Origin of the sequence: Streptomyces sp. NPDC001985, from assembly GCF_040296845.1 — a bacterium.
In the GTDB taxonomy this organism is placed as follows: Bacteria; Actinomycetota; Actinomycetes; order Streptomycetales; family Streptomycetaceae; genus Streptomyces.
Genome location: NZ_JBEOYB010000113.1, coordinates 1 through 15,472, shown reverse-complemented (window position 1 = coordinate 15,472; position 15,472 = coordinate 1). Strand labels below are relative to the sequence as shown.

Sequence of the window (15,472 nt, the reverse complement as noted above, 5' to 3'; positions counted from 1 at the left end):
GGCCGACGATGGTGAGCCGGCCGCTGGGAGCCCAGATCGACCATGTGCTGATCATCCGTGAGTTCTCGGTCCGCGGGGCCCCCTCCCTGGCCCTCCGGCGGAGCCGCTTCCGCACATGTCACCGACATATGGCCGAAAACGCCACCCCCCCACCCCACGAAATCCCCGTCCACGCCGACCCGTCCGGCGCCTGGGAACACCCCCCGCGCCACAGCCCCCCGCGCCGGGCGCGCATCCGGCGCGCGGGGCGCTCCCCGGGTGGCGGGGAAGATCGCGCAGGTCAGCCCCCAGGTGTGCGCGCGAGGCTACCCATCGTCACGCTCACCCCCCGGTTGCGACGATCCGATAACGACTCATGAACAGGGCTTTAACTGACATCTACGCGCGTTACGATCGCCGCAAAACCAGCGCCGGAAGAGGCGCTTTCGGTCAGTCTCGAAGGGGCCTCCTCTTGCGCCGGGTATCGAAGATCACTGCCGCCTGTATTGCCACCGCGGCCCTCACTTTCACCGCCACCGCGTGTGGTGAAGCCTCCACCGAGTCGTCGGGCGATTCGAAGGGCGAGCTGAAGATCGGCATGGCCTACGACGTCGGCGGCCGTGGCGACAACTCCTTCAACGACTCCGCCGCCCGCGGCCTCGACAAGGCCAAGGCCGACCTCGGCGCCGTCACCAAGGAGCTCACCGCCAAGCACGGCGAGACCCCGGCCGACCGCGAGGCCCGCCTCAGCTCCCTCGCGGAGGGCGGCTTCAACCCCGTCGTCGCCGTCGGCTTCGCCTACAAGGACACGATCGACAAGGTCGCCCCCAAGTTCCCGAAGGTCAGCTTCGGCCTGGTGGACTCGATCTCCGACGCCAAGAACGTCGACAGCATCGTCTTCACCGAGGAGCAGGGCTCCTACCTCGCGGGCGTCGCCGCCGCGCTCAAGTCGAAGGACGGCAAGATCGGCTTCATCGGCGGTGTGGACCTTCCGCTGATCAAGAAGTTCGCCGCCGGCTTCGAGCAGGGCGTCAAGGAGACCAACCCCAAGGCCTCCGTCCAGATCCAGTACCTCACCACCGGTACGGACCTCTCCGGCTTCGGCAGCCCCGACAAGGGCAAGCACGCCGCCCAGGGCATGCTCGACAGCGGCATCGACGTGATCTACGCGGCGGCCGGCGGCTCCGGCGCCGGTGCCATCGAGGCCGTCGCCGCCAAGAAGGGCACCTGGGCGATCGGCGTCGACTCCGACCAGGCCAAGGACCCGGCCCTGTCGAAGTACTCCGCCTCGATCCTCACCTCGGTCGTCAAGAACGTCGACACCGGCGTCTTCGAGCTGGCCAAGTCCGTCAAGGACGGCAAGCCGCTGACCGGCACCCACACGTACTCCCTCGCGGAGGACGGCGTCAGCCTCACCACCACGGGTGACCACCTCAAGGACATCCAGGCGAAGCTCGACGCGGCGAAGAAGAAGATCGTGGACGGCGAGATCAAGGTCAAGACCACGACCTGATCAGCCCGCTGACCGGGGCCCGGGGGGAGCGGCCTTGTGCCGCCCTTCCGGGCCCCGTCGCACGTACCGCGTCCGGCGAGCGCGTCCGGCTCTTCGACCAATTGGCGACGCTACGCGCGTAGTTTCCCAGCTGCGGGCAGCTACGCGGTAGTTTTCGCCACCACCGCCTCTGCTCCTCCACTCCTGTCCTGGAGAGTGCGCCATCAAAGCGTCCAGCAGTCCCCATGCCGTAGAGCTCCGCGGCATCACCAAACGATTCCCCGGGGTCGTGGCCAACCACGACATCGACATCACCGTGACCCGTGGCACCGTGCACGCCCTCGTCGGCGAGAACGGCGCGGGCAAGTCCACTCTGATGAAGATCCTCTACGGCATGCAGAAGCCGGACGAGGGCACCATCGCGGTCGACGGTGAGCAGGTCTCCTTCTCCAACCCCGGAGAGGCCATCGCCCAGGGCATCGGCATGGTGCACCAGCACTTCATGCTCGCGGACTACCTCACCGTCCTCGAAAACGTCGTCCTCGGCTCCGAGAAGCTGTACGGGATCGGCGACCGGGCCCGCGCGAAGATCAAGGAGATCTCGGACGCGTACGGCCTGAACGTCCGGCCCGACGTCCATGTCGAGGACCTCGGTGTCGCCGACCGCCAGCGGGTGGAGATCCTCAAGGTCCTCTACCGCGGCGCGCGCACCCTGATCCTCGACGAGCCGACCGCCGTCCTCGTCCCGCAGGAGGTCGACGCCCTCTTCGACAATCTGCGGGAGCTGAAGGCCGAGGGCCTCACGGTCATCTTCATCTCGCACAAGCTCGGGGAGGTGCTCTCGGTCGCGGACGACATCACCGTCATCCGCCGCGGCACCACGGTCGGCACCGCCGACCCCGCCTCCACCACCCCCAAGCAGCTCGCCGAGCTGATGGTCGGCAGCGAGCTGCCCTCGCCCGAGACCCGTGAGTCCACCGTCACCGATGTGCCGATGCTCCGGATCGAGGAGCTGCGGCTGACCGCCACCGACCCCGACGGCGTCGTCCGCGCGGTGCTCGACGGCATCGACTTCACCATCCACAAGGGCGAGGTCCTCGGCATCGCGGGTGTGGAGGGCAACGGCCAGTCCGAGCTGGTCGAGGCCATCATGGGCATGCGGACGCTGGACTCCGGTGTGCTCACCCTCGACGGCGCGGACATCTCGCAGACGCCGACCCGCAAGCGCCGTGAGAACGGGATGGCGGTCATCCCCGAGGACCGCCACCGCCACGGCCTGCTGCTGGAAGCCCCGCTGTGGGAGAACCGCATCCTCGGCCATGTCACCGAGAAGCCCAACACCAGGGGCGCGTTCCTCGACATCAAGGCGGCCCGCGCCGACACCGCGCGGATCGTGCGCGAGTACGACGTGCGCACCCCGGGCATCGACGTCACCGCGGCCTCCCTCTCCGGCGGCAACCAGCAGAAGCTGATCGTCGGCCGCGAGATGAGCCACCACCCCAAGCTGCTGATCGCCGCCCACCCCACCCGCGGTGTGGACGTCGGCGCGCAGGCGCAGATCTGGGACCAGATCCGCGAGGCGCGCCGGGAGGGCCTGGCGGTCCTGCTGATCTCCGCCGACCTGGACGAGCTGATCGGGCTCTCCGACACCCTGCGGGTGATGTACCGGGGCCGGCTGGTCGCGGACGCCGACCCCGCCACCATCACCCCGGAGGAGCTGGGGTCGGCCATGACCGGCGCGGTCACCGGCCATCTCGAAGCCCCCGCGGAGCCCGGTTCCGCCGACGGCGCGGACAACCCCCGGGACGGGGGAGAGGACCGATGAAGAAGTTCGACAAGGAGCGGGTGCTCCTGGGGCTCGCCGCCCCGCTGCTCGCGATCGTGGTCGCGTTCGTGGTCACCGGCGTGGTGCTGCTGGCCACCGGCAAGGAGCCGTTCAACGCCTTCAGCATCATGTTCGACTACGGGTCGAAGGCGGACAGCCAGGTCTACATCCTGAACAAGGCCACCACCTACTACCTGGCAGGTCTCGCGGTCGCCCTCGGCTTCCGGATGAACCTGTTCAACATCGGCGTCGACGGCCAGTACCGCCTCGCCGCGTTCTTCGCCGCCGCCCTCGGCGGCGCGCTGACCCTGCCCGGCCCGATCCAGATCCCGCTGATCATCCTCTGCGCGATGACCGTCGGCGCGATGTGGGCCGGTATCGCCGGTGTCCTCAAGGTCACCCGGGGAGTCAGCGAGGTCGTCTCCACGATCATGCTGAACGCCATCGCCACCGCGATCATCGGCTATCTCCTCCAGTCCGGCCGCCTCGGCCATCTGGACAGCGCCGGTACGAAGATCTCCACCAAGCCGATCCCGGAGTCCTCGCACTTCTTCGAGTTCCCGACCGCCACCGGGCCCATCTGGGGCTTCATCGTGGTCGCGGCCCTCGCCGGCGTCGCCTACTGGTTCACCCTCTCCCGCACCCGCTTCGGCTTCGATCTGCGCACGGTCGGCCAGTCCGGCTCCGCCGCCGAGGCCAGCGGTGTGAACGTCAAGAAGATGGTCGTCACCTCCATGCTGATCTCCGGCGCCGTCGCCGGTCTGGTCGGTATGCCGACGCTGCTCAACGACAGCTACGAGTACAGCGGCGACTTCCCCGTCGGTATCGGCTTCACCGGTATCGCCATCGCCCTCCTCGGCCGCAACCACCCCGTCGGCATCGCCCTCGGCGCGCTCCTCTGGGCCTTCCTGGAGCGCGGCAGCGGACAGCTCGAATTCCAGGGCTACGACAAGGAGATCGTCGGCGTCATCCAGGGCGTGATCGTCCTCTGTGTGGTCATCGCGTACGAAGTGGTGCGCCGCTACGGCCTCAAGCGCCAGCAGCGGCAGGTCGGCGCGAAGCTCGCCGCACAGGCCCGTAACTCCGAGAAGCAGGAGGTGTCGGCGTGAGCGTCACGGCGACTTCCACCCCGCCCCCCGCCGCCGCCCCCAAGGTGAGCGGTGGCAAGGGCGGCCGTACCCGCCTGTCCTTCCCGGTCATCCTGCTGATCATCGCGGGCGGGCTGCTGGTCCTCTCCGCGGTCCGCGCCGTCACCGGCGCCCAGGACCTCACCTCCGCCGGACTGATCAGCGCCGCGCTGGCGCTGGCGGTGCCGATCGGTCTCGCCGGTCTCGGCGGTCTGTGGGCCGAGCGCGCGGGCGTGGTCAACATCGGCCTTGAGGGCATGATGATCCTGGGCACCTTCTTCGGCGCCTGGGCCGGCTGGCAGACCGACCCGTGGATCGGTGTGCTCTGCGGTGTGCTGGGCGGCATGCTCGGCGGTCTGCTGCACGCGGTCGCCACCGTCACCTTCGGTGTCGACCACATCATCTCCGGTATCGCGATCAACATCCTGGCCGTCGGTTTCACCACCTACTTCGCCAAGCTCTGGTTCAACAGCGGCGAGGCCGCGGCGGCGGGCGGCAGCCCCAAGCAGTCCCCGCCCTCCGACGACATCACCTCCATCACCGTGCCGGGTCTCTCCGACTGGCTCGGCACGATCGAGGGCCACCACTGGTTCCTCGTCTCGGACCTGGCGGGCATCCTCGGCGGTCTGGTCACCAATCTGTCGCTGCTGACCCTGGTGGCCGTGGCGCTCTTCGTGATGACGTTCTTCGTCCTCTGGCGGACCTCGTTCGGTCTGCGGCTGCGCTCCTGCGGTGAGAACCCGATCGCCGCCGAGTCGCTGGGCGTCAATGTCTACAAGTACAAGTACATCGCCGTGATCGTCTCCGGCGGTATGGCCGGACTCGGCGGCGCGTTCCTGTCGCTGGTCACCGCGCACATCTACAACGAGGGCCAGACCGGCGGGCGCGGCTACATCGGTCTCGCCGCGATGATCTTCGGCAACTGGCGGCCCGGCGGGCTCGCCATGGGCGCCGGTCTCTTCGGCTTCACCGACGCGCTCCAGCTGCGCAACGGCGGCCAGACCGTCCACGCGCTCCTGCTGCTCCTCGTGATCGTGCTCATCGCTCTCGCGATCTGGAAGTTCACCCGCAAGAACATGGTCCAGGCCTCGGTCAGCGCCGCCGTCGCCGCCCTGGTGCTGGTCTGGTACCTGGCCACGGACACGGTTCCGAACGAGTTCGTGACCGCCACCCCGTACGTGGTGACGCTGCTGGTCCTCTCGCTCTCCGCGCAACGGCTGCGGATGCCCAAGGCGGACGGCATGCGCTACCGCAAGGGGCAGGGCAAGTGACCCGGGCCCCGTTCGACTGGGAGGCCCTGCGGGCCCATGCGCGTGAGGCCATGACCCACGCGTACGCGCCCTACTCGGGCTTCCCGGTCGGGGTCGCCGCCCGGGTGGACGACGGCCGCACGGTCACCGGCTGCAATGTCGAGAACGCCTCCTACGGCCTCTCGCTCTGCGCCGAGTGCGGGCTCGTCTCCCGGCTCCAGGCCACCGGCGGCGGCCGGCTGACCCACTTCACCTGTGTGGACGGCCGGGGCGAGAGCCTGGTGCCGTGCGGCCGGTGCCGTCAGCTGCTGTACGAGTTCGGCGGGGGCGGGCTGCTGCTCGACACCCCCGGCGGGATCGTGACCCTGGCGGAGATGCTCCCCCAGGCCTTCGGTCCCCAGCACCTCGCGTGACCCCCTGACCGCGGCCCCTCCGTCCCGATGGAGGGGCCGCGGCCTTTACCCTCGATCTCTATGCGCGTAGAGCGCGGTGAGCCTGCACTCTGGAGGAATTCCATGGACGTCATCTCCGTCATCCGCACCAAGCGGGACCGGGGGGAGCTGAGCCCCGGGCAGATCGACTGGGTCATCGACGCCTACACCCGCGGTGAGGTCGCCGACGAGCAGATGTCCGCGCTGGCGATGGCGATCCTGCTGAACGGGATGAACCGTACGGAGATCGCCCGCTGGACCGCCGCGATGATCGCCTCCGGCGAGCGGATGAACTTCGACGCGCTCTCCCGGCCCACCGCGGACAAGCACTCCACCGGCGGCGTCGGCGACAAGATCACCCTCCCGCTGGCGCCGCTGGTCGCCGCCTGCGGGGCCGCCGTGCCGCAGCTCTCCGGGCGCGGCCTCGGCCACACCGGCGGCACCCTGGACAAGCTGGAGTCCATCCCCGGCTGGCGGGCGCTGCTCTCCAACGAGGAGATGCTGCACGTCCTGGACACCACCGGCGCGGTGATCTGCGCGGCGGGCGACGGTCTGGCCCCCGCCGACAAGAAGCTGTACGCGCTGCGCGATGTCACCGGCACGGTCGAGGCCATCCCGCTGATCGCCTCCTCGATCATGTCGAAGAAGATCGCCGAGGGCACCGGTTCGCTGGTCCTCGACGTCAAGGCCGGCACCGGCGCGTTCATGAAGAACATCGAGGACGCCCGGGAGCTGGCCTCCACCATGGTGGCGCTGGGCACCGACAGCGGGGTGCGGACCGTCGCCCTGCTCACCGACATGTCCACGCCGCTCGGCCGCACCGCCGGCAACGCCCTGGAGGTCCGTGAGTCCGTCGAGGTCCTGGCGGGCGGCGGCCCGGCCGATGTGGTCGAGCTGACGCTGGCGCTCGCCCGCGAGATGCTGGACGCGGCCGGACTGCGGGACGCCGACCCGGAGCGGGCGCTCGCCGACGGCTCCGCGATGGACGTCTGGCGCCGGATGATCTCCGCCCAGGGCGGCGACCCGGACGCGGCCCTGCCGGTCGCCCGCGAACGGCAGATCGTCACCGCCCCCGCATCGGGTGTGCTGACCCGGCTCGACGCGTACGACATCGGCGTCGCCGCCTGGCGTCTGGGCGCCGGCCGCGCCCGCAAGGAGGACCCCGTCCAGGCGGGTGCCGGCGTCGAGATCCACGCCAAGCCCGGTGACACGGTGGCCGCGGGCCAGCCCCTGCTGACCCTGCACACCGACACCCCGGAGAAGTTCGCGTACGCCCTGAAGTCCCTGGACTCCTCCTTCGACATCGCCCCGGCGGGTACGGCCTTCACCCCGGACCCGATCGTGCTGGACCGCATCGCCTGACGCGCTCCCGGCTCGCCCGGGCCGGGCCGGCCCGGGCGACCCCGGCCGGCCCGGGATCGCCCGGCGATGAGTTCCGCGCACCCGGGCAGTCTCCTTGGTGTGGACACCACAGGAACTGTCGTTGTGCGCATCTCCGGCCGGGTGCTCCCGGGAGATGTGTCCCGGCTGTGCGAGGAGTTGAGCGCACGGGCCGCCGAGACCGCCGCCACCGAGGTGATCTGCGAGGTGGGGGCGCTGGCCCCGGCCGACCTCGCCGCCGTGGAGGCGCTCGCCCGGCTGCGGCTCACGGCCCGGCGGCTCGGCTGCCGGACACGGCTGCGGGGCGCCGGGCCGGAGCTGCTGGCCCTCCTCGGTCTGCTGGGGCTCGGGGTGCTGGCCGAGGCCGGCTGAGACCGGCCCCGCCAGCCCTGGGTCAGCCCGTCTCCTTCGGCAGCCGCTCCGGCAGCTCGAAGAGCGGGAACCACCGCGCCGTGTCCAGGAACGAATGGATTCCGGCGATCCTTCCGTCCCGGATATCCATGATCATCAGCGCCCAGGGGACATGCCCGTCGCCGTCCTCCGCCGCGTGGTAGTGCGCGAAGGCGGGCATGCCGTTGGCCACCGTCGGGACGAGCCGCGAGCCGCGGCACACCGAACCCACGCCCAGGAACCAGCCGATGATGTTCTCGTGGCCCTGGAGCCACAGGTCGTACGGGGGCATGGAGAGCGTGGCGTCGTCGTGGAGGACCTGCTTCAGGGCCTCCATGTCGTATCCCTCGAAGGCCGCCACATAGCGCTCCAGCAGCTTGCGCTGCTCCTCGTCCAGCGGGTTCGCCGTCTCGGCCTCGGCCGGCGGCGACTCGGCCAGCGTCGCCCGCGCCCGCTGGAGGGCGCTGTTCACCGACGCGACGGAGGTCTCCAGCAGCTCCGCCACCTCCACCGCCTTCCACGCCAGCACCTCGCGGAGGATCAGCACCGCGCGCTGCTTCGGCGGCAGATGCTGGAGCGCGGCGATGAACGCCAGCCGGATCGTCTCCCGCTCCACCGCCCGCTCCGCCGGGTCCGCCACCGACGGCAGCACCCGCCCGTCCGGCACCGGCTCCAGCCAGGTCGCCTCGGGGCGGGTGTTCAGCTGGGCCTGCGCCACGGGCGTCGGCCCCGACAGATCCATCGGGCGGGCCCGGCGGTTGCCGGCGCTCAGCATGTCGAGACAGACGTTCGTCGCGATGCGGTAGAGCCAGGACCGCAGCGACGAGCGCCCCTCGAACTTCTCCAGATTCCGCCAGGCCCGGACCATGGTGTCCTGTACGGCGTCCTCCGCCTCGAAGGACGAGCCGAGCATGCGGTAGCAGTAGCCCGTCAGTTCCCGGCGGTACTTCTCCAGCTCGGCATCCAGGTTTTCGGTTGTTGCCAGATCACCCATCGGGTCCACCCCTGTCGCCCATTGTCACCAGCTCTGGGGAACCTACAGGAGCGGACTGACAGTGGGGGCTCAGGTTCCGGGCTTCCGTCCGTAGACGTACACGTCATCGCCGTTCCTCAGCAGATTCCAGTACGTCTTGGCGTCGGCGGGACGCATATTGACGCAGCCGCCCGAGCCCGGCGGGTTCCACATCGACTTCGTCACCGAATGGAATGCCTGGCCGCCGTCGAAGAACTGCGCGTACGGCATCTTGACCTTGTAGATCGACGAGAAGTGGTCGATGTTCCGCCAGTAGATCTTCTTGGCGCCGGTCCTGGTCTCGGTGCCGTTCTTGCCCGTGCGCACCGGGAACGGCCCGGCCTTCAGCTTCTTGCCGTCCTGAATCCAGCTCAGCTGGCGGGTCAGGTCCACACAGGCGATCCGGCCCTTGTTCACCGGGCACTTGCCCGCCTTGTTGGGGGTCTTCCCCGCCGCCCGCTGCTGGAGGATCGTGTTCATCGTCTGCCAGGTCAGCGGGCCCGCGTAGCCGGCCGCCGGAGTGATCCCGTGCGTGGTCTGGAACGACCGGATCGCCTTGCAGTCGGCGACCGACTGCCTGCCGTCCACCGTCCGCCCGAGGAACTTCTCCACCTGCTTCTGATGCGGCCCCGCCGTCGCCGTGCAGGCCGCGGCGGCCGTGGCGGGCGTGCTGCCCAGCGCCACCGTCAGCGGAACCACCAGGCCCGTGAGCCCCAGCGCGATCCCCGCCCGCCGGGCCGCCGTGCCGCGCGCCGCCCCGCGTACCCCGCGTACCTCTCTTGACTTCCCCACGTTCCCCACGTTCCCCACATCCCCTCGTGCGCCGTCGCGTTCGCTCTGGCTTGTACCATTTGACGGCTGTCGGGGGGTGGGAGTTGTGCTGAATATGTCTCAATCCCGCTACAGGGAGCGATCTTTGGCCGGACCCGGGGTCAGCCGCGCGCCGCGACGGCCGAGACCCTCAGCGGGCCGCGCGCCTCGGCCCGCGCCACCCGGGTCCCGTACAGCGTGATCGAGACGACGCCGAGCACCGCCAGCAGGCCCAGGCCGACCGTGCCGGCCCAGCCCCCCGCGTGGAAGGCGACCGCGCCGAGCGTGCCGCCGACGCTGGAGCCCAGGTAGTAGACCGACTGGTACAGCGCCGACGCCTGGGCGCGGCCGCTGGTGGCCGTGCGGCTCACCGACGACGAGGCGACCGCGTGACCGGCGAAGAAACCGGCGGTGATCAGCACCAGGCCGGCCAGCACCGCGGCCAGCGAGTCGGCCAGCGAGAGCAGCAGGCCCGCGGCGGTCGTGGTGACCGCCAGATACAGCGCCCCGCGCCGGCCGAGACGGCCCACCAGGGAGCCCGCGGCGGCGGAGGAGACCGTACCCACGAGATAGACCAGGAAGATCGAGCCGATGACGCCCTGGGGGAGCGAGAAGGGCTCCGCGACCAGCCGGTAGCCGATCACCGTGTACACGGCGCCGAACACCGTCATGAAGAGCGCGCCGATCGCGTACAGCCGCAGCAGCAGCGGGTTGGCGAGATGGCCGCGCACCGTCCGGCCCAGCACCCGAGGGCTCAGCGTCCCGGGGGTGAAGTGCCGGGCCCTCGGCAGCAGCAGCCGGAAGGCCACCGCGCCCGCGAGGGCCAGCAGACCCACCGCCAGCAGACCCGCGCGCCAGCCCCACAGCTGGGCCGCCCAGCCCGTGACGATCCGGCCGCTCATGCCGCCGACGCTGTTGCCCGCGACGAAGAGGCCGATCGCGGCGATCAGCGCCTTGGGCCGGACCTCCTCCGCGAGATACGCCATCGCGGAGGCGGGCAGCCCCGCCAGCGCCGCGCCCTGGAGGGTGCGGAGCGCCACCAGCCACTCCAGGCTCGGCGCGAACGGCACCAGGAGGCCGAGGCCGACCGCGGCCGACAGCGAGGCGGTCATCAGGGTGCGCCGGCCGAACCGCTCGGAGAGCGCGCTCAGCGGGAGCACGAAGAGGGCCAGCGCGCCGGTGGCGGCCGAGACCGACCAGCTCGCCGCCGACGCGCTCACCCCGAAACCGGAGGAGATCGCGGGCAGCAGGGCCTGGGTGGAGTAGAGGAGGGCGAAGGCGGCCATGCCCGCCGCGAAGAGCGCGAGGCTCATCCGGCGGTAGCCGGGGCGGCCGGGGGCGAGCTGCCCGGGGGCGGCGGCCTCGGGCCTGAGGGGGTCCCCGGCGGACTCCGCGGACTCGGGGGTCTCGGCGGGGCCGGGGGTGTCGGTGGACCGGGGTACGGGGGTGACGGCGACGGCGCCCACGGGAGTGGACGCCTTGGTACTGGCAGCAGGCATGGTTCGAACGTACGTCCCGGCTTTTCATGCGTCCAATGCATGGAATGGCCATAATCGTTCCCATGGTGCATGAGTCCAGCTCACAGCCTCGGCTGTCACAGAGCAGTTACGCGGAACACGTCGGGGGACACGAGGAGGACACGGCGCTGTTGCTCGCGCCGCGCCTCGCCTGGTTCGCCGGGGTCGCCCGGCACGAACATGTGACCCGCGCCGCGCAGGAGATGGGGGTTCCGCAGTCGACCCTCTCCCGGGCCGTCGTCCGGCTGGAGCGGGACCTCGGGGTCACCCTCTTCGCGCGCCGGGGGCGCACGGTCTCGCTCACGCCCGCCGGCCGGACGTTCCTCACCTCCGTGGAGCGCGCCCTCGGCGAGGTGGAGCGCGCGGCCGAGTCCGTCCGCGCGGACGCCGATCCCGGCGGCGGGAAGGTCGCCTTCGGCTTTCTGCACACCATGGGGTCGGAGACCGTGCCGGGGCTGCTGCGGGCCTTCCGGGCGGACCACCCGAAGATCCGGTTCACCCTGGTGCAGAACCATGGGGAGGCGATGCTCGGGGGGCTGCGCTCGGGCGATCTCGATCTCTGCCTCACCTCGCCGGTCCCGGACGCCCCGGACCTCGTCGCCCGGCGGCTGGACGAGCAGCGGCTGCGGCTCGTGGTGCCCGAGGACCACCGGCTGGCCCGCCGCAGGCGCATCCGGCTCGCGGAGGCGGCGGAGGACGTCTTCGTCACCCTGGAGCCGGGGTACGGGCTGCGCCGGATCACCGACGACCTCTGCGCGCGGGCGGGGTTCACGCCGAGGGTGGCCTTCGAGGGGGAGGAGGCGGAGACCCTGCGGGGGCTGGTGGCGGCGGGGCTGGGGGTGGCGCTGCTGCCGCCGCCGGCGGTGGCGAGGCCGGGGGTGGTGGAGCTGACGGTGACGGCTCCGCGGGCGGTCCGCGAGATCGGTGTCGCCTGGCTCGACGGCCACCCCGACACCGCGCCGGTGGCCGCGTTCAAGAAGTTCCTCCTCTCCCGCCGAGGCAGACTCCTCCCGGACTAGGTCGTCTCTTTCGGATCGTGCCGGGCTCGCGAGCCCCGGCACCGCGCCTCGCCGCGTTGTCGTCGGTCGCCGGCGCTCCGTGTGGGCTCCCTCCTCCGCCTCGCGATCCACGGCCCCGGACCCCGCTCACCGACCCGGCCCGACCCGAAAGAAACCCCCCAGCCCCCGAACCCGGGTGCCCCGGGCAAACCCTGCCCGTCCGGGTGCACCTCCCGGAGGCGGCTCTGGGGGAGTTCGAGGACGGACTTCGCGTCTGACGGGTGGCCCGGGCAAAACCCAGCCTGTCCGGCGATTGAGGACGGACCCTGTGCGACAGGTGCCCGCACAGTGCGGCCCCCGAGCCCCCGCTCCTCAATCGCTGGAGGGGCTGGGGTGTGGGGCGCCTCCCGGAGGCGGCTCTGGGGGAGTTCGAGGACGGACCCCGTGCCACAGGGAACCCGCACCCCGCACCCCCCGGCTACGGGCGCAGGGACTTGCCGAAGCCCGCCGCCAGGGGCATGCGGAGGCCCAGGGGCGGCGGGGCCGCCAGGGCGTCCGCCACCGGGCGGGAGTACGGGTGGGGGAAGAGCGACCCGAGCACGAAGTCCGTCGCCAGCGCCAGCACCTCCGCGTGGTGCTGCCGCAGCGCATTCCCGTCCGAGTGCACCTCGAAGCGGCATATGCTCCGATTCACCTTCTTCGCCCGCTCCGCCAGCCGGTACGACAGATCCGGCTCCGTCCGCGCGTCATTCGTCCCGTGCACGATCATCACCTGCCGCCCCACCAGCTGCCGCACCGGCTCCTGCCCCTCCTCCACCCCCTCCTCCGGCAGCCACGGCGCCAGCGCCAGCACCGCGCCGACCCCCGGGTGGTCCGCCGCGTGCAGCGCCGCCCGCCCGCCGAAGCCGTGCCCCGCGAGACAGATCGGCACATCCCCGTACCGCCGCACCACCTCGTCCGCCGCCCGCGCCGCGTCCACCGCGAGCCCGGCGTCGGGGCCGTTCCAGCCGCGCGCCCGGTAGTGCACCGAGTGCACCACCAGACCGTCCACGCGCCCCGCCCGTGCCAGCGCCCGCCCCAGTGGCAGAATCCGGGCGAACGACCGTGCCGACGGCGGGCGCGCCGACTCGGGCACACCGTCCGGCAGCAGCAGCACCACCCCGCCGACCACCGGATCGACCCCCGCCGTACGGGTCCCGTAGGCCCGGCCCAGCCGGACCTCCCGGTCCGCCGGCGCCGTCCCACGCTCTTCAGTCCGCCCCCACCATCGGGGCAGTACACGCTCTGCCATGGCAGAACAGTCTCAGAAGCGGCCCGATACGCCACCCGTACGCGCGATCACTGTTACGAATCTCCCCAGCGCGCTCTACGCGCGTAGGGGCTAGAGTTCGCAGATGACGAGCCAGACCCTCAACACGCCCACAGCGGAGCAGATCCGCCGCGCCCCGAAGGTCCTCCTCCACGACCACCTCGACGGCGGGCTGCGTCCGGGCACGATCATCGACATCGCCCGCGCGACGGGCTACGAGTCGCTCCCCGAGACCGAGCCGGACAAGCTCGGCGTCTGGTTCCGCGAGGCCGCCGACTCCGGCTCCCTGGAGCGCTATCTGGAGACCTTCGCCCACACCTGCGCCGTGATGCAGACCCGCGACGCGCTCTTCCGGGTCGCCGCCGAGTGCGCCGAGGACCTCGCCGAGGACGGTGTGGTGTACGCGGAGATCCGCTACGCCCCCGAACAGCACCTGGAGGCCGGGCTCACCCTCGAAGAGGTCGTGGAGGCCGTCAACGACGGCTTCCGCGAGGGCGAGCGGATCGCCCGCGCCAACGGCCACCGCATCCGCGTCGGCGCGCTCCTCACCGCCATGCGCCACGCGGCCCGCGCCCTGGAGATCGCCGAGCTGGCCAACCGCTACCGCGACTCCGGCGTCGTCGGCTTCGACATCGCGGGCGCCGAGGCGGGCTTCCCGCCCACCCGCCATCTCGACGCCTTCGAGTACCTCAAGCGCGAGAACAACCACTTCACCATCCACGCGGGCGAGGCTTTCGGCCTGCCGTCGATCTGGCAGGCCCTCCAGTGGTGCGGGGCCGACCGGCTCGGGCACGGTGTGCGGATCATCGACGACATCACGGTGGGCCCCGACGGGCAGGTGCAGCTCGGCCGGCTCGCCTCCTACGTCCGGGACAAGCGCGTCCCGCTGGAGCTCTGCCCGACCTCCAACCTCCAGACCGGGGCCGCCGAGTCCTACGCCGCCCACCCCATCGGGCTGCTCCGCGGACTGCATTTCCGCGCCACGGTCAACACCGACAACCGGCTGATGTCGGGAACCAGCATGAGCCGGGAGTTCGAGCATCTGACCGAGGCTTTCGGATACACACTCGACGACATGCAGTGGTTCACCGTCAACGGAATGAAAAGCGCTTTCATCCCTTTCGATGAACGACTGGCGATGATCAATGATGTCATCAAGCCCGGATACGCCGAGCTGAAATCCGAATGGCTGTTCCGCCAGACCGCCGCGACCAGCGAATCCTCCGCGACGGAACGCTGATATCACGGACACCGGGGCCGCCGGGAATGTCAAACACTCGGCCGCCCCGGGGTGTTTGCCTCGGTGATGGGGCTGTGGCTAGCTTGCGGAGCCGCTCATATTCCCCGTCCCAAGGACACACCTCTGATGAAGCAGTCTGCTGCCAGGACTCTCGGTGTCGCCGCCCTCGGTGCCGCCTTCGTCGCCGCCGCCGCGGGCGCGGCCTCCGCCGAGCCCGCAGCCTTTCCCGACTCCGCGACCTCGCTCGACACCATCTCCGGCGTGGTGTCGGCCGACGGTCTCGACGACAACCTCCCGGGCGGCGCCGAGTCGCTGGCCGGGGCCAAGTCCGCCGTGACCACGGCCGCCGCCACCGTCCCCGGCACCCTCCAGGGGGCTGCCCAGCGCGCCATGACCCCCGGCGCCCCCACCGACGCCGTCACCGGCCTGCTCGGCGGCCTCCCGGTCGCCCAGCTGACCCAGGCCGCGCCGATCGGCGGACTGCCGCTGGTCGGCGGGCTCACCAGCCTCGCCGGCGGCGCGGGTGCCCTCGGTGCCGCACCCGGTCTCGCCGGGGCCGTCTGACCCCGGCACCCTGGAGGCCGTCCCTTCCCCGGACACGGCCGCCCGGCAGCACGACGGGGCGCGCAACCCCGGTGCGGGTCGCCGCCCCGCTACCCGATGGCGGGGACCCTGTACCGGAAGCACGCAGAAAGGAAGAAGGGGGTGTAGG

14 protein-coding genes are annotated in these 15,472 nt (G+C 71.2%); 10 read left to right on the top strand and 4 right to left on the bottom strand.

The window, feature by feature from the left end; all coding sequences use genetic code 11:
* Positions 1-451 precede the first annotated feature (451 nt).
* The 7 genes from ABT122_RS31300 to ABT122_RS31270 all read left to right on the top strand — a co-directional run bounded on the left by ABT122_RS31300 (position 452) and on the right by ABT122_RS31270 (position 7,856).
* Complete coding sequence (locus ABT122_RS31300; RefSeq protein WP_351559153.1) at positions 452-1,492, top strand: BMP family lipoprotein; 1,041 nt, start codon at positions 452-454, stop codon at positions 1,490-1,492.
* A gap of 169 nt (positions 1,493-1,661) precedes the next feature.
* On the top strand, positions 1,662-3,296 hold the full coding sequence (locus tag ABT122_RS31295; protein WP_351559157.1) for an ABC transporter ATP-binding protein: 1,635 nt from the start codon (positions 1,662-1,664) through the stop codon (positions 3,294-3,296).
* The gene (locus ABT122_RS31290) at positions 3,293-4,405 is read left to right on the top strand and encodes an ABC transporter permease (protein ID WP_351559151.1); all 1,113 of its coding nucleotides are present in this window, start codon (positions 3,293-3,295) and stop codon (positions 4,403-4,405) included. The genes ABT122_RS31295 and ABT122_RS31290 overlap by 4 nt, the downstream gene beginning before the upstream one ends.
* Entirely contained in the window at positions 4,402-5,694 is a 1,293-nt protein-coding gene (locus ABT122_RS31285; RefSeq protein WP_351559149.1) for an ABC transporter permease, read from the top strand. The genes ABT122_RS31290 and ABT122_RS31285 overlap by 4 nt, the downstream gene beginning before the upstream one ends.
* On the top strand, positions 5,691-6,086 hold the full coding sequence (locus ABT122_RS31280) for a cytidine deaminase (protein WP_351559147.1): 396 nt from the start codon (positions 5,691-5,693) through the stop codon (positions 6,084-6,086). The genes ABT122_RS31285 and ABT122_RS31280 overlap by 4 nt, the downstream gene beginning before the upstream one ends.
* A gap of 102 nt (positions 6,087-6,188) precedes the next feature.
* Positions 6,189-7,466, top strand: a complete 1,278-nt coding sequence (locus tag ABT122_RS31275) for a thymidine phosphorylase (protein WP_351559145.1) — start codon at positions 6,189-6,191, stop codon at positions 7,464-7,466.
* A gap of 99 nt (positions 7,467-7,565) precedes the next feature.
* Positions 7,566-7,856 (top strand): STAS domain-containing protein, encoded by a 291-nt coding sequence (locus ABT122_RS31270; RefSeq protein ID WP_351559143.1) that lies wholly within the window; start codon positions 7,566-7,568, stop codon positions 7,854-7,856.
* Between the two features lie 22 nt (positions 7,857-7,878).
* Here the strand turns inward: ABT122_RS31270 and ABT122_RS31265 are convergent, their stop codons facing one another.
* The 3 genes from ABT122_RS31265 to ABT122_RS31255 all read right to left on the bottom strand — a co-directional run bounded on the left by ABT122_RS31265 (position 7,879) and on the right by ABT122_RS31255 (position 11,195).
* Positions 7,879-8,868, bottom strand: coding sequence for a sigma-70 family RNA polymerase sigma factor (locus tag ABT122_RS31265; RefSeq protein WP_351559141.1), 990 nt, complete (start codon positions 8,866-8,868; stop codon positions 7,879-7,881).
* A 69-nt stretch (positions 8,869-8,937) separates the two neighbouring features.
* Complete coding sequence (locus tag ABT122_RS31260) at positions 8,938-9,588, bottom strand: L,D-transpeptidase family protein (RefSeq protein WP_451066877.1); 651 nt, start codon at positions 9,586-9,588, stop codon at positions 8,938-8,940.
* Between the two features lie 230 nt (positions 9,589-9,818).
* Positions 9,819-11,195 (bottom strand): MFS transporter, encoded by a 1,377-nt coding sequence (locus ABT122_RS31255; RefSeq protein WP_351559139.1) that lies wholly within the window; start codon positions 11,193-11,195, stop codon positions 9,819-9,821.
* 62 nt (positions 11,196-11,257) lie between these two features.
* Between ABT122_RS31255 and ABT122_RS31250 the strand changes: the two genes are divergently transcribed.
* Entirely contained in the window at positions 11,258-12,232 is a 975-nt protein-coding gene (locus ABT122_RS31250; protein WP_351559137.1) for a LysR family transcriptional regulator, read from the top strand.
* Between the two features lie 457 nt (positions 12,233-12,689).
* Here ABT122_RS31250 and ABT122_RS31245 read toward each other — a convergent pair whose 3' ends face one another.
* Positions 12,690-13,502 carry an alpha/beta fold hydrolase gene (locus ABT122_RS31245; RefSeq protein ID WP_351559135.1) on the bottom strand — a complete coding sequence of 271 codons (813 nt, stop codon included), beginning with the start codon at positions 13,500-13,502 and terminating at the stop codon, positions 12,690-12,692.
* Between the two features lie 103 nt (positions 13,503-13,605).
* Here ABT122_RS31245 and ABT122_RS31240 point away from each other — a divergent pair, with 103 nt between their 5' ends.
* Both ABT122_RS31240 and ABT122_RS31235 read left to right on the top strand, forming a co-directional pair.
* Positions 13,606-14,760 carry an adenosine deaminase gene (locus tag ABT122_RS31240; RefSeq protein ID WP_351559133.1) on the top strand — a complete coding sequence of 385 codons (1,155 nt, stop codon included), beginning with the start codon at positions 13,606-13,608 and terminating at the stop codon, positions 14,758-14,760.
* A gap of 126 nt (positions 14,761-14,886) precedes the next feature.
* Entirely contained in the window at positions 14,887-15,324 is a 438-nt protein-coding gene (locus ABT122_RS31235; protein WP_351559131.1) for an ATP-binding protein, read from the top strand.
* Positions 15,325-15,472 lie beyond the last annotated feature (148 nt).

Excerpts from the sequence above, each read along its gene's own strand:
- ABT122_RS31290 (WP_351559151.1), top strand. The coding sequence starts at position 3,293 with ATGAAGAAGTTCGACAAGGAGCGGGTGCTCCTGGGGCTCGCCGCCCCG.
- ABT122_RS31275 (WP_351559145.1), top strand. The coding sequence starts at position 6,189 with ATGGACGTCATCTCCGTCATCCGCACCAAGCGGGACCGGGGGGAGCTG.
- ABT122_RS31265 (WP_351559141.1), bottom strand. The coding sequence starts at position 8,868 with ATGGGTGATCTGGCAACAACCGAAAACCTGGATGCCGAGCTGGAGAAG.
- ABT122_RS31255 (WP_351559139.1), bottom strand. The coding sequence starts at position 11,195 with ATGCCTGCTGCCAGTACCAAGGCGTCCACTCCCGTGGGCGCCGTCGCC.
- ABT122_RS31250 (WP_351559137.1), top strand. The coding sequence starts at position 11,258 with ATGGTGCATGAGTCCAGCTCACAGCCTCGGCTGTCACAGAGCAGTTAC.
- ABT122_RS31245 (WP_351559135.1), bottom strand. The coding sequence starts at position 13,502 with ATGGCAGAGCGTGTACTGCCCCGATGGTGGGGGCGGACTGAAGAGCGT.
- ABT122_RS31240 (WP_351559133.1), top strand. The coding sequence starts at position 13,606 with ATGACGAGCCAGACCCTCAACACGCCCACAGCGGAGCAGATCCGCCGC.
- ABT122_RS31235 (WP_351559131.1), top strand. The coding sequence starts at position 14,887 with ATGAAGCAGTCTGCTGCCAGGACTCTCGGTGTCGCCGCCCTCGGTGCC.